Source organism: Vulcanisaeta sp. JCM 16159 (assembly GCF_001316265.1).
Taxonomy (GTDB): domain Archaea; phylum Thermoproteota; class Thermoprotei; order Thermoproteales; family Thermocladiaceae; genus Vulcanisaeta.
On the sequence record NZ_BBDN01000004.1, the window covers coordinates 61,855 to 87,216 of the forward strand.

Here is a 25,362-nt window from a genome sequence, read left to right on the forward strand (position 1 = left end):
GCTCATCACCCATACCTAAGCCTTGGATTGACCACGGGTTCCGAGGCCATTGCAGTTAATATAAATACTACTGCCACGAAGGCAACGAGCAGCCCTGGTGGTATGACCCACCACCAGTAACCAGATGTTAATGCGCCGAATACATCGGCGTAGTACAGAAGCATGCCCCACGTTGGGTACTCAGAGCCAGCCAGGCCAAGGAAGTTTATGGACGCCAGAGTCAGTATTGCACCGGGCACGTTAGTAACGAGTAAGTATAGTATGTACGGAATTATCTGGGGTAGAATGTGATTCCTCAATATCCACATCCTACTTGCGCCTGCAATCACTGCTGATTCTATGTATTGAGCACTCCTTATCTGCATGATCATTGCCCTAATGATCCTAGCCGATGCGCCCCAGGACACGATTGCTAAGAACACCACAGCGTCCCAAATACTCCAGCCAAACAGGACCGAGAAGACGATTAGCAATGGGAAGGCTGGCAGTAATATCACGAAGTCCGTAAGCCTCATTAATGACTCATCAACAAACCCACCGTAGAATCCAGCCATAATACCAATTATTACCGCTATAACCACTATTATCAATGCAGAGAGGAGGCCAATGGCGAGGTCTATTGGGAAGCCTGCCAAAAGCCCGAGCCATAAGTCATGGCCCTCATTATCAGTGCCCATCAAACCATATACCTGCCCCTGAAATACAATCTTTAGGTCATTCCTATTAATAACGGTAGAATTCTGCGAAAAAAACATAAAATACCAGGACGAATTGATACGGTCCCTTCAATGGTACTAATTTACTGTCATCAACCGTGTAAAATATGTATGGAGTTGCAGATGACCCAGTAGGCACTATACTACTCATGTGATACTCATCATTATAGAATAAGTTAACCTGACTTACGACCTCTGAGGTAACCCCAAGAGCGGTTACCCTACTATTAATGGGTAATGGACCGAGCATGATTTTACTTCCATCGGGTCTATAAACTGTTATTGACAACACCGGAGGTTGGGACATACTATATATGACTGGGTTGTTAACTACGATGAATATTTCACTCCATGGTTTATCATACTCATAATTAACGCTAAATGTCACTGTAATATAAGTAATACCGTTCTGCCGTTGCACATTGAATGCGTAATTATTTACATAGATCTGCTGCGAATACACAGGACCTATTATTGAATCAATCCAAGCAGGTGGTGCATATTGCGGATTCAGTTCCCAATATTTCGGATTATTCCAAACACTTGCGAAGTTTGGTGGTAAGACTATGAGTGCATATATTGATACCACAACTAGGACTATGAATAATGCAGCAGCCACCTTACCTACGCTTGATGAGAAGAACTCCTTAACGATTTCACTGGGCGTCATTCCAAGAATCCTAAACTCACGCTTCTTCTTGGCCACATCCATCACCTCACTCCCTGAGCCTTGGGTCGAGTATTATATATACTATTTCCATTATAAATATTATCACAATATAAAGCAATGTTGATGCATACGTTAATGCAACAACCACGGGTAAATCAGGCGTCGGCGATTCAACAATAGCTATATTATACACATAACCAAGACCCCACCATTGAAACACCATCTCCGTGACCAGGAAACCACCGAATATTATGAATGGTATTGTTATGAAGATACTCGTCAATATAGATGGAGCGGCTGGCCTTAGTATGTACCTATTCACAACATGGCTCTCGGGTAACCCCTTAATTTTTGCGAAGGTCACGAAATCCTCCTGGGAAATGTTAAGTACAACAGTCCTTGCGAAGTATGCCCAACTACCAATATTAATTATTAGCACTGTTATTAAGGGTAGTGTAAGGTGCCATAGCAGGTCAAGGACCGCCTGTGGTATTGTGAATACCTTGGCTGGGTCTGTTAGCCACAGCTCATAGTACTTAGGGCTTACTATACCACCTGGTGGGAAGTAGATTGGCGAGTGAATCTGTGCCAGGTAGAATGAGAATACTATTAGCATGACAATGCCAAGCCACCACTGAGGTATACCATTAGCTAATGCCGCATAATACATAACGGCTTTATCTGACTTAGAACCGTACTTAAGGGCCGACCTGAGCCCTATTTCAATTCCTATAAAGGCACTTAGCAATATCCCTAATGTGTCAAGAAGTATAGTACCTGGTAATGCTGATAATATTATATCAACAACCTTTCCACCACCAACATTGCCGTACTCACTTGGGAAGTATGAATAACCCCAGTTAAAGACGACCATGTTATACATTATGTAGAGGGTCCTAATAGCAGGCGGTTCATTAAGACCATAGGCATTCTCTAATTCGGTCATTATCTGAGTTTGCAATTGCTGTATCTGCGTTGAGTTATAGTGACCGTGCATCATTAAAGTCCTAATTATTGACTTCGTCTCCATTAATATCTCATCCTTAAGTATTTGTGACGCGGGACCCGCCAGTGCAAAAGATATTACAAAAAAGTACTATAAATAACAAAATAACTAATGTCGCTGCTCTAACGGCCAGCGTCCTCGCAAGACCCATCGAGCCTAGAAAAACTTTTGGCGTTATTTAAGTCTTACTAACATTATGTAGGTAAATCTAAAATAAATAAAGTAAGTATAAGAAATTATTTTAAAGGAATATTATATTTACAAACTTAATTATCTTCTTCTTCTAATAACTAACCAAATGCCGACTGCAATTATTATTATAATTATTACAACTATTATAGCGATTAATAGCGTTGTGCTCATCGTAACAGCATGCGTGGTTACAGTCGGAGTCACAGTTGTTGGTGGAGGCGGTGACACTGTTAATGATGTTACGTACTGCACAGGTATCTGAACTACATTGGTGAATGCGTAGAGTAATAGTTCGTAGGTACCGGAGTCAATGTCGCAGTTACATTGCTTGGTATAGTCACTGTTAATACGCCGGGTGTTGTCGATGATGCAAAGGTCTCATAAATAATCTGTCCAGTGACCGGGTTGATCAAGTATACGTATGCCTCTGGGTTACCGACAGCGCTTACTGTTACGTTCAGTACATTTGTGGTGTTAGTGTATATCGAAGATGGTGATACCGCGGTTATACTCGGTATCAGATTGGTCGGCACCGACGTGACACCCAACTTAACAAAGACCTGGTTGTACCAATACGTATAATTATATGGATAGCCGCTCCAACTAACGAGTATCGCGGATTGCGGTGTAGCCGTGGTTATGCTCTTGAGTATGTATGGTCCATTACTGATCCAGAAGTTGCCATAGGTGTTGTAGAAGTTAAGGGCATCCTCATAGTCCTGGATAGCCGTTGCGGTTGCGTTTGGACCCAGGAAGTTATAGCCGTTGATTATGGCCCACGAGCATTATCCCATATGTATCCTGTATTAATCCAGTTCTGAAGCACGCTAGCAAGGTACTGGTTGAACTGTGGCGACCTGAAGTCAGCCTGTGGTATACTTAGTGATTGAGCTTCACCGCTCGTGAATGCGTACTTACCCTGCTGATATGCGTAGAACTCTAGGGCGAGGTCAACCCATGGGTTAGCAAATGATGGGAAGCCAGGTGCATAGTAGGCTGCCACGAAGTTGGGGTCTGGGAACCAGTAGTTACCGTAAATCACTACCGTGCCATTCGGGAAGAACTGCATACCAACGATTGAGCTTACTGTTGGTGCTATTATGCCACCAACATCACTTGCGGTTGCTTGGTTATGACCCAAGTCTAACGCGCCGGTTGTCGTTGTTGCTGCTAGGTCAAACCACGTGTAGTAGAAGAATATTATGTCGGCCATGCTTATTGGCTGGCCATCCTGCCAGTACTGGCCTAGCCAGGTGCCGTTAAAGTACAGGTAAACGATGGACTTGGCGTACTGTCCAGGCCCAACATCCTGCCACTTCTCAGCGGTTGCATTCCAAATAACGGCATTGGGCGGTACCGGGAATATCGCTGAGCCATTCGGGCTAATTATTGCATTCCAGGCACCCCTAATTGGCATTGGTTCGCCAGTGAATGGGTTGTAGAAGGCGAATGGGTCGCTCGTGAACTCCTGAATGACGTCATATGAGTAGGTATCTATTGAGACGAACCATCCGAAGTTATTCCATGGGAACTCGCTTACGTGGAACATGCCGACATTGAGCACATTGGGATGAACCGTTGAATATGCGAACTTAATACCTAGAGGCCACTCGAGGCCGAAGATGCTGGGCATCCAGTTGGTTAGGTTCTGTATTGGGTATGGGAATGTGGCTGCAACGAGCCATACCCTAACGGCCTGTTGGAAGCAGTCATAGAGGGCAGTCTTTGAGTAGTCCTCGAACTGCTGGAGTGATGTGAAGTTACCCGTGGCAGCCCACGTAGTTAATGTATCGATTGTTGAGTTGGCGTACTGCCAGTAGCCAGTTACGCCCCAGCCAGGCATGTTGCCAGTCCATGATGCGCAGAATGAAGCACCGGCATAGGTATCCCAGGCTCTGGGTATATGGTCCAGGCCTCAGTGTATATTTGCCACTCCATCTGTGCTGGGTTCGAGCCATAAACCATCGTTAAAGCCTCCGATAAGTCGCCATATATTGGCTTAACTGTAAAACCAAGGCTTTGAAGTTCCGACATGAAGAACTGCCCAATGGCGTATCTGAATGGGTCGTCCTTCCTAATGAAGAATATTATCGTGACAGGCTGCGGTGTAGTGCTATTGGGTGGTATGTAGTACCACTGGTGGTTAATGTATAGTATTCTACCAACCCATGGGTTGTACATGCCGTCAAAGTTTGCAGTCGTGTTTATCGCCTGGAAGAGGGCAAAGATTGACTGATTAACATACGTCGGGTTATAATGAATATTTGCCTGGACAATCATTGGTTGGATTAAAAGCTGGCTATCTATTGCGAAGGGCCCGGGCCAGTCATACATGGGCGTTGCATAGCCTGAGAAGACCTGGGTTATTATTGCATGCCTATCGACTAGGTAGTTCATTAGGAACCTGAACTGCCAGTAGGCGAATGGGTTAAACGTGGTGTTGCTTGGGTATGGATTGAAGAGTAGGTCGTAAGCTGAGGTTACCGCCGGGCTAACCATCTGTATGCCCGGCGTTGTGCTTAACTGCGACAATATATTAGGCGGTAATGCAAACGGGTTTAGGTAAATATCTATCCTACCTGATGTGAAGTATTGAACAGCCTCGGTCGGTGTGACTTCGTATAGGTTTACCGTTGATGGCATTGTCTGCTGAGCATTAACTATGAGACTCACCATTAGTAGGGCTGTTATTAGCACTGCTGCTGTTAGTATGAACACCTTGTTTTTTTATTCCCCCTTGTTTAGGCATACCATGCTTTCCTGAATTAAGTTTTTAAGCTTTTCCATGTATATTAATTATTGATTCTATAAATCCAATTATTAATAATGCAATTACTATTATAAATAATATTGCGAGTATTATTGTTAATACATTAATTATTTCAGGTCTATAAATACCAATTACCATAATTTCCCCATTACCTACCGATGTTAGATTGAGCATGGTTATTGTCGTGAAGCTCAGTTCCTTTGATTGATAGGGACCTAGATCAGTTACGTTATAAAGTGTTACTGTTATATTTGTCTCAGGTATCCATTTAGCCACCGTTATGTTTATGTCCAGGTTACTATCATTAGTTTCCAAAATGAGAAATACTGTTTCTGATGGATTTATTGTGAATGAGTCATTAATAGGTGGCCCTTTATAATAATAATTAACGCTAAATGGATTTATGATTAAGTATATGGCAAGTATAACCGTAACTGCACCAATAATGTACGCGGTAATTATAAACCTGTTTCTGAAAATTTCACGAAGCATTGACAAGCACTTTTAATACTATACCTTAAGTTTTGTTCTTCTCCATAGCCTCCTGGCTGGGTTTGTTAAGACTTTTCTATCGGTCTTTGCGGTTACCCAAATTGGCGGCGCCCTGTTTGACTTGCCCGCCGCCGCGAGCCTTAATTTCTTACCCAGTGGTTTATTCCTGGCCATAATCCTCACCTATACCTTATCCTGAACTCCCTATGGGTCTGTTTATAAATTGTTTCCAGTATCTTCTTGAGGTCCTCATCGGTTATGGGAACCTTAATCCTGCCAGACTGGGCCAGGGCAATTAACTGCTGCTCAAGGGCATCAACGAGTTCGGGCTTAACTACCCTTAGATTATCAAGTCTTTCGCGTGCCTCAGGTGTCAGTATCGCCCGTAGAACCGCCCTCCTTTGTGCAGCTAATTCCTGCCTCTTTTTCTCCTCCTCAATCTGCTTCTGGAGTTCCTGGATTTTCCTCTGTCTGATGGCTTCAAGTTCATCCTCACTCATTTCCTGATCACCCCCCGTCTCCTCATAATTATCATCAATAGACATGACACAACAGAGGCAGTGAGCCTATTTATTAACCTTAAACCTTTATGAGGCTATCAATTTAATTTTACTCAGTAGTCGTATTAGGCGTTAAGTACTTAGCCAATTCAGGCCTTTGCTTAGCCATCTCCTTAAGTATGTTCAGGGCTATTTTATCAAGTAGTGACCTTCCCTGGGGCGTTATAACCCTACCCTCCTTAGTCTTCGTTACGAGGCCGGCAGCTCGAGTTGATGAAGTATATTCCTAATTATTGCACCACCGGCCTTCCTCGTCCTCTCACTCCTAACGGCACTACCAACCTTAGCCTATAGCTAAATGCCATTCTCAAGCTGCCAAGCCTACCGGACCATTTAGGTAAATTTTTCTTAAAACGGCGGCGGCCTTATGTACCACCAATCATCCTGCATTGGAGGCCTATCTTTATTCGGCCCGGTCTTAACGAAGAGTGCCCAATCCGACGGCTTTACCTGGGGTACATTCTCCCTTAAGTACTTAGCTAGTTCCCTAATCAATAGGTCCGCTGGCACGTCCTTAACGCTTACCAAGGCTGATCGGGAATACGGGGTAGTTAGGGTTAATAAGCATTTACTTGGCGTGGCCACTTAATCTTAACGGTGCTAATTCCTCTATTTAAGTAAAAGATTCAATGCGGTACATGCATCATTGGGTTTATGATGTTCTCTGTAGTGATGATTGACAGTGTTGATGTCAGCATCACTGTTGCATCTAAATTCATGGCCGTGGGCACCATAGTGCCCCAGGCACGGGCCGGCATTGGCGCGGTGGCAATGCAATAATGCAACTCCTGGAGATTCCCCATGGTTTAATAAGCCCTGAGTTTTATAAGTGTTTGACCACCGCTTATTTCCAAACGTATAGGTTTGTTGGTTAATGATTAGAAGAATTAATAAATAGGTTGCTTTGTGGATTTGTGCAATGGCCATCAAATTCTGCCCGAGATGTAAAAGTGTAATGGTTTTAACAAAGAAGGATGGGAAAGCCGTTTGGAGGTGCCCGAAGTGTGGTTATGAAGAGGAGGCTAATGTTAATGGTGCGAAGCTTGTTGAGAGGACCGCACCGGCCAGGAAGGATGATAGGCCAATAGTGCTTACCAAGTCTGGTGAGGAGGCGCTGCCCAAGGTTAGGAAGACCTGCCCAAGGTGTGGCTATGAGGAGGCGTATTTCTGGGTTCAACAGACCAGGGCAGCTGATGAGCCACCAACCAGGTTCTATAAGTGCGTTAGGTGTGGGTACGTTTGGCGTGAGTACGAGTAAAACCGTAATTACTAAGTAATACTGTTTCTGCTGAGGATGTAGAGTTTATATTTGAGTGTTGGTTAGGTAGCAGTAATGTCTGAGGTGAAGATTACATATCCAGATGCGAGGGAGTTTTCGCAAATAATAGACGCAGTATCTGCACTAATAGAGGAGGCGAGTTTTAACTTGGCTAGTGATGGTCTTAAGTTAAGAGCACTGGACCCATCTAGGACAGCGATGATTGACTTATTAATACCCAGGGAGGCCTTTGAGGAGTTCCCCGAGAGCCTTAGTGAGGAGGTTAGGATTGGCGTGAACTTTGATGACTTCAAGAAGTTGCTGAGGAGGATTAAGAAGGGTGATAAACTGGGCATGGAGGTCAGTGAGGGTAAGCTTAGGGTTAGGCTTGTTGGTAAGGCCTCAAGGACAATGACACTGCCGCTCATTGACATTGGCGCTGAGGAATTACCAACACCAAAGGTTGTGTATACAGTACTTGCCAAGGTATCCAGTGATGCACTAAATGAGGCGCTTAAGGATGCGACGTAATTGCTGATGCAGTTAAGTTCGACGCTAAGGATGATGGTTTATACGTGTCTGCAAGTAGTGATAAGGGTGATGTTGAGGTTAAGTTTGAGAAGGAGGGTGAGGTGATGTTCGAGTATGATCTCAAGGAACCGGCAACGGCTAAGTATAGCTTGATTACTTGGTGGACACGGTGTCAAAGGCATATAGGATTAGTGATATAGTCACTATTGAGTTTGCCACGCAGAAGCCCATTGCACTTACGTTTGAGATTCCAATGGGTGGTAAGTTAACGTACTACATAGCTCCAATGATTGAGTAATTTCATGCCATAAATAATTAAATAATACGTTTTTTACGCTGTAAAAATGATTTTAATGTAGAAATTAATGGTATAGGTGTTTCATATGCCGGGCTTCATTGATTTAGTTAAGGTATTATTTAGGAATTACTATAGGGGTGCTGATCTATCTGAAATTAATGATTTGGAAAGAAGGGAGTTTGGTTTTCAATTCTTCGATAAGGAGGGGATGGTTAGGCACATGGCCTTTAAGAATAGTGATGAATTGAGGCATTACCTGGTGAGTAATGTTCCATCCCACGTATACTACTCATCAGCTCTTTACAACGACCCAGCCAACCAAGACATGGACGCCAAGGGTTGGCTGGGTGCCGACTTAATCTTCGATATAGATGGTGATCACCTACCCACACAGAATTGTCAGGGCGTTGAGCTTATGACCCTTGAGTGCCTTAGTGATGCCACTGAGGAGGTTAACAAACTCGTTGATTCACTAATCGAGGATTTTGGGCTTTCCGATTCATCGATTAAGATCTTCTTCAGCGGTCATAGGGGCTATCACGTACATATTGAATTGCCCGATGTTCGGGATTTAACGGATGAGGAGAGGAGGGAGATAATCGATTACTTGCTGTTACGGGGCTTTGATATTGAACGTTTAATTAGGGCAATGCCGTCCTCATAGATGCTAGGTTAAGGGGTATTGGCGGTAGGTTGGCATCGTTAATTCATGAATTAGATCCTGAATTACTTAATAGCCTTAGTAACAGGAAGAAAATAGGCAAGTACTTAATTCGAATGCTCGGTTCCTTAAATCACGTAGTTAGTGAACGCTTGTCCACACACATCGATGAGGTTGTGACCATGGATGTTCATCGACTAATTAGGCTGCCTAACTCACTGCATGGCAAGACTGGGCTCAGGGTCATCAGGGTTAGCCCAAGCGATTTGGAGAGGGGGGCTGATTTCATCGTCGATAAGGCAATACAGTTTAGGAGGGGTTCATTATCGCTGAGACTTACAAAGAAATTGCCTGTGAGGAGGGTCTTGGGTGAGGACATTAATGGTGATGAGGGGAGTGTTATTAAAGTGCCTACCTATGTCGGTATATACCTGGTAATGAGTGGTTGGGGTGAGCCAGTTGATTAGCGATGTGCTTAGGAGGTTAATGGATTTCGCAAAGCTTGAGGTGAGTACTGAGGAGATCCAGAGACCGCCGTTTGAGTCTTATGCTCAATTGGTACAGGAGTTAAATAGTAGGTTGTCAATGGGTGGTAATGTGCTTGATAAGGAATTGATCGAATCCGCGATGAGCATGGTTAGGGAGACGGTGGCCATCCTCGTTAGGAAGAGGATTGAGAAGATAATGAGGTACTACCAAGCCGGTAAGGAAGTACCGCAGGATGCATTACTCCCAGAGGAGAGGAGGTTTCTTATGCCATTACTGGAACTCAAGATTACTGAAGCACCTAGGAGTGAGGTTCAGGGATTAGCGATTGTATCGTTCAAGAAGGGGTTCCCAGTACTTTATAGTGTTCGTTTGGTGACCATTGGCCCATTTTCTCAATTTGATGTCGCGGTAATGCCTAGGAGTGATGCCGAGGAACTACTGCGTAGGGGGGTTGTTGACATTATTCGTTAGGATTAACGGAGGTAAAAATATAAAAGGGGTCTTATCCTGTGGTACTTCGTGAAGTTTCCCAAGGTTGTGAGGGTTTATTGCCCAAGGTGTAATACGTACACGGAGCATACAGTGACTATTTACAGCCATGGAAAGAGGAGGGATTTATCTGAGGGCCAGAGGAGATACTTGAGAAAGCTTAAGGGTTATGGCTCCAGCAGGAAGCCCAAGCAGAAGAGGTTTGCCAAGACAACGAAGAAGATAGTCGTTAAGCTTCAATGTAGGCAATGCGGCTATGTGTTAATGAGGCCGATAGGTAGATTGAAGAAACTTGAGTTGGCTGAGACAAGGTGAGGTGGCAATGCCCACTAACTGGCGATCGGTCCTTGTTCCAAGGCCGAGGTCAAGGTTCCTGAGGGTTAGGTGTAATAATTGTGGTAATGAGCAAGTGGTCTTTGATAGGCCAGCCATGGTTGTTAGGTGCTTGGTCTGCGGCAACGTTCTCATAGAGCCCACTGGTGGTAAGGGTAGGATCGTTGGAGCAACGGTAGTGGCAACCTACGAATGAAAATAGTGAAAAGATATAAATTGAGTCTCATTCCTTTCATAGATGATGAGTAAGAGGGAGGAGAAGGTAGATGACATTAAGAAGAATGTATTAACGGTCAGGGTTGCGAGGAAGGAATTACCTGACATTGGTGAACTGGTTATTGGGACAGTATATAGGATATTGGAGCACGGGGCATACGTGCTTCTGGATGAATATGGAGGTTTAGAGGCATATGCACCAATCAATGAGGTTGTTCAGTCCTGGTTTCACGACATTAAAGATTACTTAAGGCCTGGGCAAAAGACCGTGTTTAGAGTTATCAGGGTTGATGCCAGGAGAAAACTCGTTGATGTTTCGTTCAGGAAGGTTAGGGAGGAGGAGAAAAAAAAGAAAAGCTGACCAGGTGGAAGAGAACACTCAGGGGTGTTAAGCTCCTTGAACTTGTTGCCAAGAAATTAAACATACCACTTGACAAGGCTCTTCAGGAGTTTGGATGGAAACTGGAGGATTACTACGGGGACTTCTTATCGATCTTCGAGAACGTGGTTAAGTACGGCCCTGATGACCTTAGGAAATTAGGCCTTAGTGATGATGTTATTAATGCCATTATGGAGATTGCCAAGGAGAGGGTTGAGGTTGAGCCCATGGAGATTTCTGGAATAATTAGAGTAATTAGTATTAAGCCTGACGGTGTTAAGCATGTTAGGGACGTACTGCTCAAGGCCATGGAATTGGCTAGAAAAGAGGGTGCCGAAAGCGTTAAGATATACACAATCGGTCCCCCTAGGTATAGGATAGACATTGTTGGTAAGGATCCAAAGAAGCTCGAGCAGCTACTCAAGGATGTGGTTAACCTGGTCACCACCGAGATTAAGAAGAGGGGTGGTGAGGCAAGTTTCACAAGAATAAGTGAGTAGTTTGGGTGTTGGTTATGGATTCAATAATGAGGAGATGCAGGAACTGCGGTAGGTACACAATGAGGAGGATAAGTGCCCATACTGCGGCGGCGAACTCGAGGTACCGCATCCACCCAAGTACTCACCTGATGATAAGTACGGTAAGTATAGGCTGATCATGAAGATAATGAGCGGTAAGATTAGACTTAACCAGGATATTATAAATGCAATAATTTCAGGGCCACCAAGTCCTAAAACTCAGTAAGTTATTGCGTCAGTGTTTGATTACGTGCTAATGCCTCAAGAACACTATAATTAATCTTATAGATTATAACCCAACCATACGGCCTAGATACATAGACCAATTGGGCCCAGGGCGGTGGTTGCAGTAGGAGGTATGGAGGTGTTGTTGGCCCACTATAACCAGGTGCAGGAAGATACTCTAATTTAAGGGTGTAGTTTGCCCCTGGCATAAGTACAGGTACACTTTCAAATGCCCAAAAGGCCGGTATATCATTAGACGTGCACGTGGCCCATACGAAGTATGACGATTCAGTAACCTCCGAGTTAAACATTAGGTTATAGAGTGTGACATTGTAAGCTGCGTAGTAATTCAATGCATCATTAGCATATGGTACATAAATATAACTATTCAATATACCTGGTAAATTAACTTGTTCATACGATATGAAGTTACTAAATATGTAATTGTTTGTGTAGCCGGCTATTCTAGCCATCCAATAGCTCTTTGCAAAGTCGCCACCCGCCGGGTACTCAGGTATGAGAATGCATAATTCCGGGTATAATGATTCCGCCCCATAATAGTTGTTGTAATAACTTGATGCGTTTACGATTATCATAGTGTATGGTTCAAAGATTAATATGTACTGGGGATCATGAAGTTCATTTAGTTTCTCCAGAACGCCCGTATAATTATATGGGTTAGACATGAAGAAGCTACCTATCAATGCTATCTGCGTACTATTCACAGTTGAGTTATCAGCCAAGCTGGTCCTATTTCCTATTATTGAGATCCAGTACCCATAATCCCACCATGAAAGCACGGTTGCGTTTGTGGGCGTGTTATACGATAACCATCGAAGTGCATCTAACCAGTCAGGTGTCGGTATTGGTGGCGATACTGTACTAACTATTTGCTGAGGCATGATGGTTGTCGAAAGCGCAGGTTGTATATTAATTATTAGGGCAATAGCCATCACGATACCGAGTAAAGACGCTATGGATAATCCAATAATAATGCGCCTATTTAGGCAAGTTCCGTGAGCTTCACGAAGCCGTATGCCGTGGCGGGCACCCAGAATAGTCCGAGCAGCATGAATAGCCAGACCTCAGACGATGCGAAGTAAGCCGCGGCCAGTGACCCAAGGCTAATTAGTATTGCTGGGAGTGATAGTGACATTATCGAGAGTAGTATTGTGTATATTACGAATGGTACTGTTATTGAGACATTATACATACTTTGTTGAAGAGGCGATGGGGAGTGCTCAGCAACGCTCTGTACGATGGCGTTCCTGGCGAGTGGTGATAATGCGCCAAGGAACTTACCACCTATCGATGTGAAGCTTAGTCCTATTACGGCAACCACGAGCACGACTATCGCTATAAGGAAGTACCTGACCACTGGAACCATGATCCTCGGGTACTTTGGGTATAGCTTAATTAGAGCATAGGCTATTATTGAAAATAGCAATGCAGCGTTCGCCACACCACCCATTCCGGATATTAATGTGTGGAAGCCATACCTAGGCGTTATGGCTACAAAGGCCGAGAATCCAAGGTCAGTGAGTACGTAGGTTATGACCAACTTATCGATAGTGAATGGTAGGCTCTGTCTCCTGGCAATCCTAATGAGTAGGTAAAGCAGTATTATTATTGTGAATAATCCATAGAAGTTCCATAGGAATACGTAGGAACCCCACACCCAAGTCGTTATTCCATTAAATATTGCCGAGAGTACGGCAAAGAGTATCCAATAATTATCCTTTCTGATTAATGACTCGATATAGAAGGCAATGCCTAAGGTGGCTATGAATTGGAATATTGGCTCAGCCGCGAACCAACCGGCTGTACCTCTCTCAAGAAGCATTGTTGAAAATACTGACCATAAAGCCGCCAATAGTCCAACGTACTTGCCACCAAGTCTATAGCCGAGGTAAAACATCGCTGGGACGACTGCCGCATTGGCTATTGCTGGGAGTAGAATAACTGACTGTAGTAGGTCGAAGCCGAAGTGCGATAATACCTTATACGTAAGTACACCGAGCCAGGAAACACCTGGCGATAGTATTATAGTCCAATTAACACCCCACGGATACCAGAAGTGCGTGAATAATGCGCCGTAGCCCTTATGAAGCCACCAAAGGAGCCCCTTGATAGTTCCGTACTTAAGCATTTGCTCGGTCATGAAGAGCCTTATGTATGGGTCGAACTCGTTTATATACCAACCATAGAGTAGCACGGGTATAGCCTTAGGTAGTAGGCGAGTAATGTGAAGGAGGCTATGGCTGAGAGTATGGCAATCCACTGCGTAACCCTCACGTCAAGCGGTACGGTAGGCATTACCTGAGCAATAGTCTCCACCCTAACCTTACCAGCTGTCTTCGCCTTACTCATTACGGCTTGATCAAATAATCAATTTAAAAGTATTTTTCACAGGCAGGGTACGAAAAACAAATTAGTATGCAGATGAGGCGTTGACCGTGGAGTGCATCGAATTGGGTAACAATGTTTCTCAAGCCATAATATGCAGGAGGGGTGCGTATTTACTCAAGTGGTCTGTCTTGGGTAAGGACGTGATACTGCCGGGTAATCGCGACAAACCGACGTGGAGTGGTATGGCGATAATGATACCGTTCGCGAATAGGGTGAGGGGTGGGGAGTATGAGTTTGAGGGTGTAAAGTATTACCTGCCCAGGAATGAGGAGGGTCACGCAATTCATGGGCTCGTCCTGAATGAGGAGTGGGATGTCATATCCATAGGCGAGGATAATGTAGCACTTAGGTATATTCTTAACCACCCTGGTTACCCGACTGAATTAACATCAATAATTAAGTACGCACTTAATGATAGGGGTCTTAATGTTGAGATTATTGTACGAAATACGGGACTCAGAAATGCACCGCTAGTTGTCGGTGCTCACCCATACTTCATAGTTAGTGATGATTGGCGGATGAGAGTCCAAGGGAATACGCAGATTTGTGAGTCGATTAACAAAATACCAACTGGTAAATTAATACCATTTAACTTAAGCGATGCTGTAAGGAGGGAGTTCGATGACTGCTTCCTAATAAGCGGCGACATAACGTTGGAATCCCAATACTCAATCATAAGGATAGTAAGGCGCAACATGCCCTATGTCCAAATATTCACGGGAGTACCCAACGCAGTTGCCATAGAGCCAATGAGCGGCGCGCCGGATGCGTACCACAATGGTATGGGATTAACCATAATAAAACCAGGTGAGGAAGGGAGGTACGGCTTCACAGTAAATATCTTGAGGATCTAAACGAGAAAAACTAAAAAAATCAATAATCTACACCATACTTGGCCCCGTAGCTCAGCATGGATAGAGCGGCGGCCTTCTAAGCCGTAGGTCGTGGGTTCAAATCCCACCGGGGCCGCTAGTTTTTGCTTTATTCTCATTTTTATTCTCATTACTTCATTTACATGCTATAACGGGCTTCTCGTTAACCGAATTAATTTTAATCGCTTCGCATTACATATGCGATAATGGGTGATAAAGGTTTCTGGTCGCTGATTAATGATGAAACCCTGCCCATCATGATAAAGAATCAAGATATTACATTACTACAGGGGTTAGGTTTTATTTAGGTTCTTCAAAAATTCTCTCAATTTCCCTATTAACTCAAACACAGTCTCCCTATGCGCCTCAAATTCCTCCCTATCCATGAAGTTATGGTAGAAGTTTGCCTGTAGTCTCTTAACCATGCTGAAGTTCGTTAGGATTAATTTATCCTTTGTCTCCTTGTACAGCCTTCCAATTATTACGTCGTAGTCCCTGTGGCTGTAGTGTTCCCAGCCCCTTGACTCGTCTATGGCGTTGAGCAGTGCCGTAACCGCGCCCCAGTACTTCTCGCCGGCCTGGGCAAGGTCGCCCTTATTATACAATTCCTCAGCAGCCCTGAGGTAATCTTCGTGAAGCCTCAGGTACAACTCAACCCTACGTTGAGTATCAAGCCTCTCGGCCACTAAATCAACTATGAACTCCTCAATATCTCTACCGTTAGCCAACTCCCTAAGTAGCTCTGTGATCATGGGTGATAATGCCAATGCCATATATTAAATAAGTGCTAGAGATTTTAATTGGTAGGTCTTTACTCCTCGCTGATGTACTTACGTAGTGCGAATAGTACTCCTAGTGTCATTAGTAGTACCATGAATGACGTTATGTACTCAATATTCATTGGCAGTACGAAAATACCCCCTCTCCTCAACCCAGATAGGAGCATTCTATACGCTAGGTATGAGAATATTGAGAGGAGGAGCGCCTTTATTGTGGAGCCCCTGGCCTTGGGTAGTATGTGCGTTGATACGTTAGCGCCAATCACGATACCCATCACTGACGCCATCGCCATGAACGGCTGTATATAGCCAAAGAACCAATAAAGCGTCCCGCTCGTCGCCGCAGTTACGCCAACTATTAGGTTACTGGTTGCTGAGGCCACTTTAATGGGTAATTCCGCGGCCCAGTAAAGGGCTAGCATGTTTATTGGTCCACCGCCAATCCCAAGGAGGCCCGATATTAATCCACCGAAGAGCATTATCCCCCATGCCCTCATTAAACCGCCTCTCCTTACTCCATAATTAACATACACCTTCAATGCCTGATCAAGATAGGAACCAGTGATTACGTAAGAATCCCTTACACTTATTGGTAATGCAGTCATTACATGCTGCCTAGGCTTAGCTACGAGAGCCATGGCCATGTACATGACGCCGCTAAATATTAAGTAAAGTATCCAATTATAGCCGGAGCTGATTATGTGATACGCCATTAACGACCCTATTATAGCCCCTGTGGTCCCCGCCGAGGATAATACCATGAACACCCTAACGTTTGGTATCCCCATCCTCAGGAACCTCGAGCCAGCCACTATTGACGTAGATAACGCCGACACCAGACTAATGCCTGCCGCGTACTGTATTGGCAAGTTGAGCAGAACCGTCAATAACGGCGTCAGAATGACTGCGCCCCCAAGCCCAAGTAAAGCACCAAGTAAACCTGAGACTAACCCGCAAATCATTATTAATCCCAGGATTGCCAGGCTTGGGTGAGTACGTACATGTTTATCACCTATTTATGCAACACCATCAGTGGTAACACGAATATTGCGAGGAATAGATTGATCAGCGTCACTGCCGCAAGTACCGTATACAATACATCCCTTTCCATGGCGAATCTAACGAGGTTCAGCGACACCATTATCACAGGTATCGCAATAAGCACCAGTAATCCTGTGAGCATCATGCTTAGTCCGTCAAGTTTCAAATCGCCAGCAACGACGCTCATTATTGATATTGCCGAGGTGTCGACATGAGCATTGGGATCAACGATCTTATTAAGCGATATCCCTAGCCCACCACCGTGGATGAAGATGAGTATGAGCCTAGCACTAATAGGGCAATGCTTATGAGGACTCCATACTTAAGGAGACTACTGGTTATGTTTATGAACTTAAGCTCAATCCTCCCCGGGTTCTCAGGTTGAGCTTGATAAATACTTAACGTGATGTCCTGGATTTCCTTATACTTATACGTGAATATGAAGTAGAGAGAAATTATTATTACTGACGCAAATACTGCCGCAATGATGTTTCTCTCCATTGACGTTATTGGCAGTATGCCCTCCCTACCGAGGCCCCTAAGGACCATCCTAAAGCCCAAATAGGCCAGTATTGCCACGAAGACCCACCTAACCTGCCTATTGGTCACGTACATGAGCATCCTAGTGCCAATCCTTGAACCCAATAGAACGCCTATTGCCGTGCACGCAGCTATGAATGGGCTTATGTAACCAAAGAACCAATACAGCGAGCCACTGGTCGCCGCCGTTACCCCTATCATGAAGTTGCTCGTTGTTGTGCTCACCTTCATGGGTAGGTTCATTCCCCAATCCATGGCGAGGACCTTTAGGGCGCCACTACCAATACCCAACAAACCACTAATGAAGCCGGCAAACAGCATTATTAGCCAACCAAGCCACCACCTAATTCCCCAGTACCTGTACCAAATCTTCAGTGCCGGATCATAACATACGCCATAGAGTCTAAACGCCCTCGTGGTCCGGTCGGGATTCCTCGGTGGCGGTAATTCACAAGTGCTTCTTTGTACTGTGGGGATTATCGACGCCAGGAGTACTAAACCAAATATTACGTATATTATCCAGGTAAGGTGATGAGTATATACGTAGTTCGCAGTTAACGAACCTACTATTGCGCCGGTCGTTGTTGCCGTTACTAGGCTAATGCCTATCCTATCATTAGCCAATCTCTTCCTAACGTAGACACTAGCCGAGCCTGCCGATGTGGATATTGTCGATATTAATGCAGAGCCTGTAGCATATATTATTGGTACACTCAGAAATAGTGTTAATACCGGTGTTAGAACGACACCGCCACCAAGCCCAGCCAATGCGCCAAGGATACCAGCTACGATACCGGCTGCTATGAACTCCAACATTTTTATCAAATCAAAAATGAGGCTCATCATTAGTCAAAAGCTTGACTTCACGATATATAAATATTGTTACACAACCTTGTACGTTAAACGGAAAATAATTTAGTAATTATCCTGAAAACTATTGAATAATTTAATCATAATTGAATGCATTAATTAATAATTATTCATAAATAGTTAATAATTAAGAGAATTGAATATAAATATGAACAACTATTTTAATTCTATATAACGTATTTGCATCATTACCTAGAAATGCCAAATCTTCCAAGCATTAGCTTCGCCTTATCATTAATTGCGAAGTTAACGAATAGGCAATAGAGCGTTATTGCTGCATATTCCTGCCAGGTTATCGGCGTTAGTAAGTGTCCCCATGGCCCGGGTAGTCCCGTCAATGCTATGAATGCAACAACGACGAGATCAACTATTGATGATATTACTAACCATTTACCAGGCCTTGAAACCCAGAATGGCCCCCTCTCCCTGACTATGAATGGCGTAAGTATGCCCATGTACATCATCGCCGTGAAGTAGTAGGTATGTAGTACATGTATGTTACTTATGTGGAAGTAATCCAGGGCTAGGAATAATAATCCAAACATCTCGGCAACAGTGAATACCCCAAGCCCGACACCGAGCTTCACGAGCTTAGGCACATCCCACTTCTCTGGCGTTGGTGATCCCTTAGCATTGTCCGTGGATAACGATATGGTTACGAAGTCTATCAGGAATAGGAAGAGGGTCACGTCGAGGGCGGAGACTGTGTATATCGGGTTATGCCAGAATAGTGCCGATATTAGGAATGCCAGGGTTACGAATACGGCTATCTCAAAGGTCTTAACAACCTTATTTAGTATCCACGTAACAATCCTTTGGAACGTGGATCTACCAATCCTAACAAGCTCCACAATACCCGCAAGGCCCTCCACGGTCAATACAACACTAGCGGCCGCCTTAGCCACATCGGTCGCATTACTGACGGCTATACCAACCTCGGCTTGCTTGAGGGCTGGCGAATCATTAACGCCATCACCCGTCATGCCGGTTATCTGCTTAGCTGCCTGAAGGCTCTTAACGATGAAGTACTTATCCTCTGGTAGATCTCAGCAAATACGTCAGCCTCCTCAGCAAGCTTGGCCGCCCTCTGGGGATCCTTCTCCAGTAATTCCTTCAATTCCTTACCAGATACTACATTCTCGCCCAAGCCTATCATCTTGGCGATCTCCCTAGCGATGGGTTTAGCATCGCCGGTCAGCATCTTAACCCTAACGCCTAGGTTCCTAAGCTCCTGAATTAGCCTTGGCGTATCCTCCCTGGGCATGTCGTAAAGCGCCACCAGGCCTACCATCTCCCAGTTATCGCCATCCTCGGACTTGGCTACGCCGAGAGTCCTATAGCCACTAGCCGCGAAGGAGTTCATTATGTTCTCGATATCCTCACTCAGCCTAACCTTACACAATTCCTCGGCCAAAGTCCTAACGGCGCCTTTAGCCACCCTTAACATGCGATTGCCGTTATTCCTATCGACTACTAATGCCTCCGTGCGCCTTGTTGATGGGTCAAATGGTTTGAACTCCTTAACGTCAAAGTCATTAATTGGCAATTTCCTCTCCCTGGCAGCCCTAATGAAGGCTAGGTCTATTGGGTCCTGGTTAGCCTCCTGACTGGCCAGCGCACCGTATAGTAACACATCATCCTCTGAGTAACCCTTCATGGGCACTACGTGGGTTACGGTGAGCCTATTGTACGTCAGGGTGCCCGTCTTGTCCGCGCAGAGTACGGTCATGGAGGCCGCATCCTCGACGGCGCTGAGCTTAGTTATTAATGCGCCCTTCCTGGCCATTTCCTGGGCCCCAACCGCCATGGTCGCCGTGAACATGGCAGGTAGTGCAACCGGTACGGCAAATACAACGAGCATTATCGCCAGTGGCAGTACGTAATCGGCTAGGAACCTTAGGCTGTGTAGGTAGAAGTAAGTTAGTGGGAACATTACTATTACGAGAATTGAAACCATGATTAATAAAGCCGAGACAACCTTAGATATTACCTCCTCCATGTGTAGCTTAGGCCTCGCCGTTTGGACCAGCTGTACTGTCTTGCCAAAATACGTGTTTAGGCCTGTCCTTATGACGACCGCCGTAGCCTCACCCCTCCTCACGATCGAGCCTGAGTACATTACGTCACCCCTCCTCTTAGCCACAGGCATGCTCTCCCCAGTTAACGCTGATTGGTCAACCTCAACCTCCTCATTGGTTATTATCTTGGCGTCCGCCGGCACTATATCGCCAGCCCTAACCCTAATTATATCGCCGGGCACCAGGAACCTCGCTGGTAGTGCCTGCCAAGCACCATTCCTAAGGACCCTAGCCATTACCTGAAGCCTCTGCTTAAGCAACTCAACAGCCCTCGCGGCGTGCTCCTCATGAATAAACCCAATTAATGCATTAACAACGAGTAATGCGGCAATTATGTAGGCATCAACTAATCTGGCAGGGTCTATTGTTAAACCTAGTACTATGCAAACCACCATGGCGGCCTCCAACATCCACGCAGTGAACCCGGTGAACTTCTTAGCAAACTTTTTCGCTGGATGTTCCTTCTTCTCAGGTACCTCATTATAGCCATACCTCTTAACCCTCTCACTAACCTCAGTCTCACTGAGCCCAGTACTTGGTTAGTACCTAATTCTCGTAGAACTTCCTCCACAGACATAGTCTCATAATTACGAGACTTCTCAGACGACATAATAAAGTCATGTTTTTGACGTAATGAGGTTTTATAAATTTTATTCCACATTATAGGAATTAATTTAGTATAAAATTCAATAATTTTGACAATTAATAAATAATAGTGAATAGAAATGCCTGTGAAAATGTGCCTAACCTAGCTTAATTATCGTACTTGTCAATGGCACATCCCTAAGGAGGCCCAGGTAGAAGTAATCCTCATTAGCCTCAATAACCACTAGGTTTTCATTGGGTAGTAACCTCCTGAGTATTTCATGGATTATGAAGTACTGCGTGTATGATGGTCTTTTCAACTCGTTATTAAGGATCCAAGTCCTTAACCCGTTGTAAAAGTCGGTAATTGATGCGATTATGTGCTTGGATAATTCATTCAACGCCTTATCAACCTCCCTATCATCCTTAAACTCATTCTTGAAGAGCCTTATTGTTGCACCGTTATTTAGGGCCTCATCATAAGCCATACGATGTGATCAAGGACGTGCCTACATATGAAATAGCCGTTAAAGAACCTCAATGCCTTAATGATCAATTCTACGTAATTAACCACCAATTGCTCCTTATTCCTGGCCTTACCCAACTTCCTGCCAAGAGTCAGGGAACCATCCTCACGCATCTTTAAGTAGTCCTCAATTCGCATTACCGATGGCCCTATTAATGACAGGTCAATTATGTACGCAGTGGGCACTAACGCGCCCCTTTCCACCCTGACTAATTGTTCCATTGGAACTATGTGAATCTTAATAAATAGGTCGGCCCTCTCCCTAATCAATGAATTTGGTTCGAACAACCTGACCTTAGCCACTGCGCCTTCAATGATGCTATTCATTATGCTGGTGTTACTCACAATAATATATACATAAAAATATTTATTAATACTATTCCACAATTCATGTGGAATTAAGTATGATGAAACTGCAATAGAATGATCAGTACAGGCCCGCGTAGGTACAATCATCGTTAAGCCTCAGCAATATGAGGGTCGAATTCCTAAGGTCCTTAAGGATATTACCAATTAATTCATGATCCGCATGAGCCTTACTTCCTAGTACGTAATTAACCAAGTTACAGGTTATTGCATTGAACAATTCATTTAACATCTTTATAATGGACCTTCCCTTAACGCCACGACTCACTAATTCGCTCACAAGGTGCCTACCCATGACTTGGTCATAAGCCCATATTAGGTAATTAAGTACATCACCGCATAGTAGGTATCCTCGGAACATTGTTAATAATTTCATCTCATAGTTTAAGTAAGGATTTAGTAATTGTGAGTGCTCCTCCTTTAGGCGTGCTCTACATGGCTTGATATCACCTATTAATGTTAACGCCTCCTTAATTATCAATCCTCCCTCAACATTAATCTTAACCCTAATACCACCGTTGGTAAACTCAATGAATGCGTCTATCGGTACTATATGTATTTTAATGAATAACTCGGCATTCTCCCTAACCCTACTGCTTGGGTCATGCGTCTTAGCTAGGTTTATGGCGTTATTAATTAATTCGTTAAGCTCATTGGGCATGCTTAATTCAACACATCGCCTCCCCATTATCACTCTAGTCTCATAATTATGAGATTTAAAATTAATTCCACGTGAAATAAGTATTTTTAATTCGACAACTAGGAAATATTAGATGATACCTGGTGTTGGCATTGACATTGTGCACTTAATGATTTTAAAACTGGTACTTCACGCTATTCGCGAGACTTCGAGGGATGATAATGCAAATCCACTATGGTTATCACTGGCTGGGCACATTAGTAAGGCGACATTCTATAGGAGGGTCTCCGAGCTAGAAATGATGGGGCTTCTAGAAAGGATCAGCAGGAATAAGTACTTAATAAGTATTGGCGGTTACCTATTACTAGTCTTTGCGTACTTCATGCGTATTAACGGTATTGATGAGGATACGGCGAGGGCAGCGATTAGCGCGATTAAAGGTAGTTGGGGATTGACGGACTTTAATGATTATGAGGTTGAGAGCTACCTAAGGTTACTTTACCTAAGTAGTGGGGGTAAACTCAATAGTGATGCTATTTCGTTGTATCAGGAATTTCCAAGAAACGTTTTGCTCGTGTTACCCAACGATCTTAAGCTTACAAATACTGATTCGCTATATGAGGCATTAGTTAATGAGTATGGAAGTGCCGATTTAATTAATGGAGCAAGGAGGGTTATCGCCAAGGCACTAATTGAATACTTCCCAACCACAAACATTAATGGGTGTAGGTCTGTGGCATTCATAGGCAATGATAATAGGGTTAGGGTATTAGCAATGCAATGCGATAACGATTACATACTTAACTGAGCCTTGCTCTTTAGTATCCCCCTCATTATCTTACTAACTACGTCATAGGTGTCTGGGTGAATGTGCAGATAATGTGCATAGGCATTATTTATTTGAAAACCATCAAAGCCGTTTATCCCTGCACCCCTCTCATACTTAATTACGAAGTCGTAATTGCCATGCAGGATTAGTGAGGAGTAATGAAACTCATGCCCCATCAATACCAAGCCGGCATTACCAATGATGGAATCCCTAATCACCCTAGCCCTTGCATAACCATACCACACGGGCCTTCTATGCATTACTGTGACCGCGTCTATGGCGCCCACCATCTCGTACTCCTCATTATTGTATATAATCGAGTTAGTTAAGTACATCAAGCCCCCGCACTCGGCGTATAAGTGCTTCCCCGAATCTATGAACCTACGCACATCAGCTAAGCGCCCTGTTCTTCTCAAGGGCTTCCCCATAAACCTCGGGAAAACCACCACCAATTAGCAATAGGTCTATATCACCGAGCCCCTGATCAACCTCCGGGTCAATAAACCTGACATTCCTCGTGAGTGATTGAACCCTTTCTATCGTCTCTGGGTAATAGAATGTAAAAACCCTACCACTGAGTATACCCACCCTCAATTCATCACTAACGATATTGGGCATTTCGGGAATTACATCACCCCCAACATCGAGGGGTTCAGAGTACTCCCTAGCTACCTTAACGACCTTATTAACATCTATGAACTTCGACGCGTCATTGAACACCTTAATTAGGTGTTGCTTATTGATCTCCTCAGCATGTATTAGGCCTAAATGCCTATACTGCATTGCATTCTCAAGATCGTCACTCCTTGGTACATAACCAAGGAACTCCAGGCCCTCGCCCTCCACGGCAATCCTCAACTTATCGACCTGTCTCTGCGTAGTGTTGGTAATTATGGCGCCTACGATCTTCACATCGCGGTCGAAGTCCCTCAATCCCCTGATTATCGCCCTCACGGTCCTATTAATCCTCTCACCATTAATGACCAATATGACCGGCGCCCTTAGTAATTTGGCTATTTGGGCGGTGCTACCCACCTCACTGATGCCGTCAAAGCTGTCGTAAAGCCCTGAGACGCCTCAATAATGGCGATGTCTGAGTTCAAGGAGTACCTATAGAACCTCGTTATTACCTTATCGCCCATCAGTACGTAGTCCAGGTTCCTACTTGGTGCATTTACAATTACTGAGTGGTAACTTGGGTCTATGTAATCGGGACCAACTTTAAACATGGATACCCTAAGCCCTGCCTTAATTAAAGCATAAGTCAGCGCTAGGGTTACTGTGGTCTTACCGTTCCTGCCCTTGTATGAAGCCACGACAAGCCTAGGCACTGTCACCTCCATGCCCATCACGCCTCACTATGAAGATAAGTGACGGGGCCTTCACATTATCAGTGTCAGAGCTATTATTAAGTCTATGAAACTCCTCGTCTGGGTATGTAACCCTACTAACTATTAAAACCTCGTGATCACCATCTAACTTGCTAATTAATTCCTTAATCATCCTCGTGCCCATGAAGACGATCTTAACGTCAGCCTTAACATCGTAGTCAATGTCTGGATATGCCATCAACGCAACCACACCTCTCAATTCAACCATGTACTTGGCTGCGGCTGCCGTAAAACTACTGACCCCCGGCACTATTTCACAGGGAACACCATTACGTAGGGCCTCCCTGCAAATCTCAATTCCTCTGCCAAATATTACTGGGTCCCCATTCTTGAGGAAAACCACGTTAAGTCCTTTCCTGGCTAATTCTATTGCCTTAATTACGTACTCCTTATGCGCATCGCCTCTTACGTGCCCCATGAATATTTTCCTGGCATTTGGCGCGTACATGTTTATTATCTCCTCATTAACTAATGAGCCGTAAAACACAACGTCAGCCCTACTCAATACCTTAATAGCCTTCACGGTAATAAGCTCGGGATCCCAAGGACCGGCACCAACAACGTAAATTGGGATAATAATCACCCATTACTTAACCTATTGGTTTATGGTAATTAAATAATGGTTATTACACA

Annotated in this window: 35 protein-coding genes, 1 tRNA gene and 4 pseudogenes; 14 read left to right on the top strand and 26 right to left on the bottom strand. The window is 44.4% G+C overall.

Going from position 1 to position 25,362, the window contains the following annotated elements:
- Positions 1–5: 5 nt before the first annotated feature.
- The 10 genes and pseudogenes from JCM16159_RS14605 to JCM16159_RS18590 form a co-directional block, all read right to left on the bottom strand.
- Positions 6–677, bottom strand: a complete 672-nt coding sequence (locus JCM16159_RS14605; protein ID WP_243665896.1) for an ABC transporter permease — start codon at positions 675–677, stop codon at positions 6–8.
- 46 nt (positions 678–723) lie between these two features.
- Positions 724–1,428 (bottom strand): hypothetical protein, encoded by a 705-nt coding sequence (locus JCM16159_RS14610; protein ID WP_243665897.1) that lies wholly within the window; start codon positions 1,426–1,428, stop codon positions 724–726.
- A 4-nt stretch (positions 1,429–1,432) separates the two neighbouring features.
- Complete coding sequence (locus JCM16159_RS04595) at positions 1,433–2,416, bottom strand: ABC transporter permease (protein WP_243665898.1); 984 nt, start codon at positions 2,414–2,416, stop codon at positions 1,433–1,435.
- 431 nt (positions 2,417–2,847) lie between these two features.
- Positions 2,848–3,117 (bottom strand): hypothetical protein, encoded by a 270-nt coding sequence (locus JCM16159_RS14615; RefSeq protein ID WP_243665899.1) that lies wholly within the window; start codon positions 3,115–3,117, stop codon positions 2,848–2,850.
- 236 nt (positions 3,118–3,353) lie between these two features.
- Positions 3,354–4,427, bottom strand: a complete 1,074-nt coding sequence (locus JCM16159_RS14620) for a hypothetical protein (RefSeq protein ID WP_243665900.1) — start codon at positions 4,425–4,427, stop codon at positions 3,354–3,356.
- Positions 4,409–5,302: an ABC transporter substrate-binding protein gene (locus tag JCM16159_RS14625; protein WP_243665901.1), complete on the bottom strand. Its 894-nt coding sequence runs from the start codon at positions 5,300–5,302 to the stop codon at positions 4,409–4,411. The genes JCM16159_RS14620 and JCM16159_RS14625 overlap by 19 nt, the downstream gene beginning before the upstream one ends.
- Before the next feature lie 55 nt (positions 5,303–5,357).
- A complete protein-coding gene (locus JCM16159_RS04605; RefSeq protein ID WP_054857100.1) occupies positions 5,358–5,846 on the bottom strand; it encodes a hypothetical protein in 489 nt (162 codons plus the stop codon).
- An 18-nt stretch (positions 5,847–5,864) separates the two neighbouring features.
- A complete protein-coding gene (locus JCM16159_RS04610) occupies positions 5,865–6,020 on the bottom strand; it encodes a 50S ribosomal protein L39e (RefSeq protein WP_054853630.1) in 156 nt (51 codons plus the stop codon).
- A 5-nt stretch (positions 6,021–6,025) separates the two neighbouring features.
- Complete coding sequence (locus JCM16159_RS04615; protein ID WP_054857101.1) at positions 6,026–6,391, bottom strand: DNA-binding protein; 366 nt, start codon at positions 6,389–6,391, stop codon at positions 6,026–6,028.
- Between the two features lie 64 nt (positions 6,392–6,455).
- Positions 6,456–6,934 (bottom strand): annotated as a pseudogene (locus JCM16159_RS18590) (30S ribosomal protein S19e).
- 126 nt (positions 6,935–7,060) lie between these two features.
- Between JCM16159_RS18590 and JCM16159_RS14635 the strand changes: the two are divergent.
- From JCM16159_RS14635 to JCM16159_RS14660, 11 genes and pseudogenes are all read left to right on the top strand, one after another.
- A pseudogene (locus JCM16159_RS14635) lies at positions 7,061–7,183 on the top strand (DUF1028 domain-containing protein); the annotation flags it as partial.
- Between the two features lie 142 nt (positions 7,184–7,325).
- Entirely contained in the window at positions 7,326–7,664 is a 339-nt protein-coding gene (locus JCM16159_RS04625; RefSeq protein ID WP_243665903.1) for a transcription factor S, read from the top strand.
- Positions 7,665–7,739: 75 nt separating this feature from the next.
- Positions 7,740–8,493 (top strand): annotated as a pseudogene (pcn, locus tag JCM16159_RS04630) (proliferating cell nuclear antigen (pcna)).
- A gap of 85 nt (positions 8,494–8,578) precedes the next feature.
- Positions 8,579–9,157, top strand: coding sequence for a DNA primase catalytic subunit PriS (gene priS, locus JCM16159_RS14640; protein WP_243665904.1), 579 nt, complete (start codon positions 8,579–8,581; stop codon positions 9,155–9,157).
- Positions 9,158–9,186: 29 nt separating this feature from the next.
- A complete protein-coding gene (locus JCM16159_RS14645) occupies positions 9,187–9,621 on the top strand; it encodes a DNA primase small subunit domain-containing protein (RefSeq protein WP_243665905.1) in 435 nt (144 codons plus the stop codon).
- Entirely contained in the window at positions 9,596–10,114 is a 519-nt protein-coding gene (locus JCM16159_RS04640) for a hypothetical protein (protein ID WP_243665906.1), read from the top strand. Before JCM16159_RS14645 ends, JCM16159_RS04640 begins: the two co-directional genes overlap by 26 nt.
- A gap of 48 nt (positions 10,115–10,162) precedes the next feature.
- Positions 10,163–10,447, top strand: a complete 285-nt coding sequence (locus JCM16159_RS04645) for a 50S ribosomal protein L44e (RefSeq protein ID WP_054853575.1) — start codon at positions 10,163–10,165, stop codon at positions 10,445–10,447.
- A 7-nt stretch (positions 10,448–10,454) separates the two neighbouring features.
- The gene (locus tag JCM16159_RS04650) at positions 10,455–10,661 is read left to right on the top strand and encodes a 30S ribosomal protein S27e (RefSeq protein WP_054857203.1); all 207 of its coding nucleotides are present in this window, start codon (positions 10,455–10,457) and stop codon (positions 10,659–10,661) included.
- A 42-nt stretch (positions 10,662–10,703) separates the two neighbouring features.
- Entirely contained in the window at positions 10,704–11,042 is a 339-nt protein-coding gene (locus tag JCM16159_RS14650; protein ID WP_243665907.1) for a S1 RNA-binding domain-containing protein, read from the top strand.
- A gap of 131 nt (positions 11,043–11,173) precedes the next feature.
- Complete coding sequence (locus tag JCM16159_RS14655) at positions 11,174–11,560, top strand: hypothetical protein (protein WP_243666026.1); 387 nt, start codon at positions 11,174–11,176, stop codon at positions 11,558–11,560.
- Between the two features lie 14 nt (positions 11,561–11,574).
- A pseudogene (locus JCM16159_RS14660) lies at positions 11,575–11,804 on the top strand (RNA-protein complex protein Nop10).
- A gap of 1 nt (position 11,805) precedes the next feature.
- Here JCM16159_RS14660 and JCM16159_RS14665 read toward each other — a convergent pair.
- The 3 genes from JCM16159_RS14665 to JCM16159_RS14675 all read right to left on the bottom strand — a co-directional run bounded on the left by JCM16159_RS14665 (position 11,806) and on the right by JCM16159_RS14675 (position 14,173).
- A complete protein-coding gene (locus JCM16159_RS14665) occupies positions 11,806–12,705 on the bottom strand; it encodes a hypothetical protein (RefSeq protein WP_243665908.1) in 900 nt (299 codons plus the stop codon).
- A 101-nt stretch (positions 12,706–12,806) separates the two neighbouring features.
- A complete protein-coding gene (locus JCM16159_RS14670) occupies positions 12,807–14,018 on the bottom strand; it encodes an STT3 domain-containing protein (protein ID WP_243665909.1) in 1,212 nt (403 codons plus the stop codon).
- A complete protein-coding gene (locus JCM16159_RS14675) occupies positions 13,994–14,173 on the bottom strand; it encodes a hypothetical protein (RefSeq protein ID WP_243665910.1) in 180 nt (59 codons plus the stop codon). The genes JCM16159_RS14670 and JCM16159_RS14675 overlap by 25 nt, the downstream gene beginning before the upstream one ends.
- Positions 14,174–14,259: 86 nt before the next feature.
- On the opposite strand from JCM16159_RS14675, the gene JCM16159_RS04665 reads away from it, so the two are divergent.
- Positions 14,260–15,066: an aldose 1-epimerase gene (locus JCM16159_RS04665; RefSeq protein WP_243665911.1), complete on the top strand. Its 807-nt coding sequence runs from the start codon at positions 14,260–14,262 to the stop codon at positions 15,064–15,066.
- A 40-nt stretch (positions 15,067–15,106) separates the two neighbouring features.
- Positions 15,107–15,181, top strand: a tRNA-Arg gene (locus JCM16159_RS04670).
- Positions 15,182–15,377: 196 nt separating this feature from the next.
- On the opposite strand, the gene JCM16159_RS04675 is transcribed toward JCM16159_RS04670, so the two are convergent.
- The 9 genes from JCM16159_RS04675 to JCM16159_RS04700 all read right to left on the bottom strand — a co-directional run bounded on the left by JCM16159_RS04675 (position 15,378) and on the right by JCM16159_RS04700 (position 22,557).
- Complete coding sequence (locus tag JCM16159_RS04675; protein WP_054857102.1) at positions 15,378–15,857, bottom strand: PaREP1 family protein; 480 nt, start codon at positions 15,855–15,857, stop codon at positions 15,378–15,380.
- Positions 15,858–15,895: 38 nt separating this feature from the next.
- Positions 15,896–16,825, bottom strand: coding sequence for a sulfite exporter TauE/SafE family protein (locus JCM16159_RS04680; protein WP_054857103.1), 930 nt, complete (start codon positions 16,823–16,825; stop codon positions 15,896–15,898).
- A 50-nt stretch (positions 16,826–16,875) separates the two neighbouring features.
- Positions 16,876–17,199 carry a DUF1634 domain-containing protein gene (locus JCM16159_RS14680; protein ID WP_367834313.1) on the bottom strand — a complete coding sequence of 108 codons (324 nt, stop codon included), beginning with the start codon at positions 17,197–17,199 and terminating at the stop codon, positions 16,876–16,878.
- Positions 17,154–18,290 (bottom strand): sulfite exporter TauE/SafE family protein, encoded by a 1,137-nt coding sequence (locus JCM16159_RS04685; protein WP_243665912.1) that lies wholly within the window; start codon positions 18,288–18,290, stop codon positions 17,154–17,156. The genes JCM16159_RS14680 and JCM16159_RS04685 overlap by 46 nt, the downstream gene beginning before the upstream one ends.
- A gap of 212 nt (positions 18,291–18,502) precedes the next feature.
- On the bottom strand, positions 18,503–19,297 hold the full coding sequence (locus JCM16159_RS18595; RefSeq protein WP_367834282.1) for an HAD hydrolase family protein: 795 nt from the start codon (positions 19,295–19,297) through the stop codon (positions 18,503–18,505).
- A gap of 5 nt (positions 19,298–19,302) precedes the next feature.
- A complete protein-coding gene (locus JCM16159_RS18600; protein WP_367834283.1) occupies positions 19,303–20,802 on the bottom strand; it encodes an HAD-IC family P-type ATPase in 1,500 nt (499 codons plus the stop codon).
- Positions 20,803–21,135: 333 nt separating this feature from the next.
- Positions 21,136–21,465 carry a hypothetical protein gene (locus JCM16159_RS14685; RefSeq protein ID WP_243665913.1) on the bottom strand — a complete coding sequence of 110 codons (330 nt, stop codon included), beginning with the start codon at positions 21,463–21,465 and terminating at the stop codon, positions 21,136–21,138.
- The gene (locus JCM16159_RS14690) at positions 21,444–21,848 is read right to left on the bottom strand and encodes a hypothetical protein (protein ID WP_243665914.1); all 405 of its coding nucleotides are present in this window, start codon (positions 21,846–21,848) and stop codon (positions 21,444–21,446) included. Before JCM16159_RS14690 ends, JCM16159_RS14685 begins: the two co-directional genes overlap by 22 nt.
- 82 nt (positions 21,849–21,930) lie before the next feature.
- Positions 21,931–22,557: a hypothetical protein gene (locus JCM16159_RS04700; RefSeq protein WP_243665915.1), complete on the bottom strand. Its 627-nt coding sequence runs from the start codon at positions 22,555–22,557 to the stop codon at positions 21,931–21,933.
- Between the two features lie 85 nt (positions 22,558–22,642).
- Here JCM16159_RS04700 and JCM16159_RS04705 point away from each other — a divergent pair, with 85 nt between their 5' ends.
- The gene (locus tag JCM16159_RS04705; RefSeq protein ID WP_054857105.1) at positions 22,643–23,317 is read left to right on the top strand and encodes a hypothetical protein; all 675 of its coding nucleotides are present in this window, start codon (positions 22,643–22,645) and stop codon (positions 23,315–23,317) included.
- On the opposite strand, the gene JCM16159_RS14695 is transcribed toward JCM16159_RS04705, so the two are convergent.
- The 4 genes from JCM16159_RS14695 to JCM16159_RS04715 are packed head-to-tail and all read right to left on the bottom strand — an operon-like array spanning position 23,302 to position 25,312.
- Positions 23,302–23,766, bottom strand: coding sequence for a hypothetical protein (locus JCM16159_RS14695; RefSeq protein WP_243665916.1), 465 nt, complete (start codon positions 23,764–23,766; stop codon positions 23,302–23,304). The genes JCM16159_RS04705 and JCM16159_RS14695 overlap by 16 nt on opposite strands.
- The gene (locus JCM16159_RS14700; RefSeq protein ID WP_243665917.1) at positions 23,729–24,373 is read right to left on the bottom strand and encodes an AAA family ATPase; all 645 of its coding nucleotides are present in this window, start codon (positions 24,371–24,373) and stop codon (positions 23,729–23,731) included. The genes JCM16159_RS14695 and JCM16159_RS14700 overlap by 38 nt, the downstream gene beginning before the upstream one ends.
- Positions 24,352–24,687, bottom strand: coding sequence for a hypothetical protein (locus JCM16159_RS14705; protein ID WP_243665918.1), 336 nt, complete (start codon positions 24,685–24,687; stop codon positions 24,352–24,354). The genes JCM16159_RS14700 and JCM16159_RS14705 overlap by 22 nt, the downstream gene beginning before the upstream one ends.
- Positions 24,662–25,312: an SAM-dependent methyltransferase gene (locus JCM16159_RS04715; RefSeq protein ID WP_054857106.1), complete on the bottom strand. Its 651-nt coding sequence runs from the start codon at positions 25,310–25,312 to the stop codon at positions 24,662–24,664. The genes JCM16159_RS14705 and JCM16159_RS04715 overlap by 26 nt, the downstream gene beginning before the upstream one ends.
- Positions 25,313–25,362 lie beyond the last annotated feature (50 nt).

Bases quoted from the DNA above. Each gene is read 5' to 3' on its own strand.
- JCM16159_RS14605 (WP_243665896.1), bottom strand. From the start codon at position 677: ATGGGCACTGATAATGAGGGCCATGACTTATGGCTCGGGCTTTTGGCA.
- JCM16159_RS14610 (WP_243665897.1), bottom strand. From the start codon at position 1,428: ATGGATGTGGCCAAGAAGAAGCGTGAGTTTAGGATTCTTGGAATGACG.
- JCM16159_RS04595 (WP_243665898.1), bottom strand. From the start codon at position 2,416: ATGGAGACGAAGTCAATAATTAGGACTTTAATGATGCACGGTCACTAT.
- JCM16159_RS14620 (WP_243665900.1), bottom strand. From the start codon at position 4,427: ATGCCTGGCTGGGGCGTAACTGGCTACTGGCAGTACGCCAACTCAACA.
- JCM16159_RS04605 (WP_054857100.1), bottom strand. From the start codon at position 5,846: ATGCTTCGTGAAATTTTCAGAAACAGGTTTATAATTACCGCGTACATT.
- JCM16159_RS04610 (WP_054853630.1), bottom strand. From the start codon at position 6,020: ATGGCCAGGAATAAACCACTGGGTAAGAAATTAAGGCTCGCGGCGGCG.
- JCM16159_RS04615 (WP_054857101.1), bottom strand. From the start codon at position 6,391: ATGTCTATTGATGATAATTATGAGGAGACGGGGGGTGATCAGGAAATG.
- JCM16159_RS04625 (WP_243665903.1), top strand. From the start codon at position 7,326: ATGGCCATCAAATTCTGCCCGAGATGTAAAAGTGTAATGGTTTTAACA.
- priS (WP_243665904.1), top strand. From the start codon at position 8,579: ATGCCGGGCTTCATTGATTTAGTTAAGGTATTATTTAGGAATTACTAT.
- JCM16159_RS04650 (WP_054857203.1), top strand. From the start codon at position 10,455: ATGCCCACTAACTGGCGATCGGTCCTTGTTCCAAGGCCGAGGTCAAGG.
- JCM16159_RS14650 (WP_243665907.1), top strand. From the start codon at position 10,704: ATGATGAGTAAGAGGGAGGAGAAGGTAGATGACATTAAGAAGAATGTA.
- JCM16159_RS14665 (WP_243665908.1), bottom strand. From the start codon at position 12,705: ATGCCTCAGCAAATAGTTAGTACAGTATCGCCACCAATACCGACACCT.
- JCM16159_RS14675 (WP_243665910.1), bottom strand. From the start codon at position 14,173: ATGAGTAAGGCGAAGACAGCTGGTAAGGTTAGGGTGGAGACTATTGCT.
- JCM16159_RS04675 (WP_054857102.1), bottom strand. From the start codon at position 15,857: ATGGCATTGGCATTATCACCCATGATCACAGAGCTACTTAGGGAGTTG.
- JCM16159_RS04680 (WP_054857103.1), bottom strand. From the start codon at position 16,825: ATGATTTGCGGGTTAGTCTCAGGTTTACTTGGTGCTTTACTTGGGCTT.
- JCM16159_RS04685 (WP_243665912.1), bottom strand. From the start codon at position 18,290: ATGATGAGCCTCATTTTTGATTTGATAAAAATGTTGGAGTTCATAGCA.
- JCM16159_RS18595 (WP_367834282.1), bottom strand. From the start codon at position 19,297: ATGACGGGTGATGGCGTTAATGATTCGCCAGCCCTCAAGCAAGCCGAG.
- JCM16159_RS18600 (WP_367834283.1), bottom strand. From the start codon at position 20,802: ATGTTGGAGGCCGCCATGGTGGTTTGCATAGTACTAGGTTTAACAATA.
- JCM16159_RS14685 (WP_243665913.1), bottom strand. From the start codon at position 21,465: ATGGCTTATGATGAGGCCCTAAATAACGGTGCAACAATAAGGCTCTTC.
- JCM16159_RS04700 (WP_243665915.1), bottom strand. From the start codon at position 22,557: ATGGGGAGGCGATGTGTTGAATTAAGCATGCCCAATGAGCTTAACGAA.
- JCM16159_RS04705 (WP_054857105.1), top strand. From the start codon at position 22,643: ATGATACCTGGTGTTGGCATTGACATTGTGCACTTAATGATTTTAAAA.
- JCM16159_RS14695 (WP_243665916.1), bottom strand. From the start codon at position 23,766: ATGGGGAAGCCCTTGAGAAGAACAGGGCGCTTAGCTGATGTGCGTAGG.
- JCM16159_RS14705 (WP_243665918.1), bottom strand. From the start codon at position 24,687: ATGGGCATGGAGGTGACAGTGCCTAGGCTTGTCGTGGCTTCATACAAG.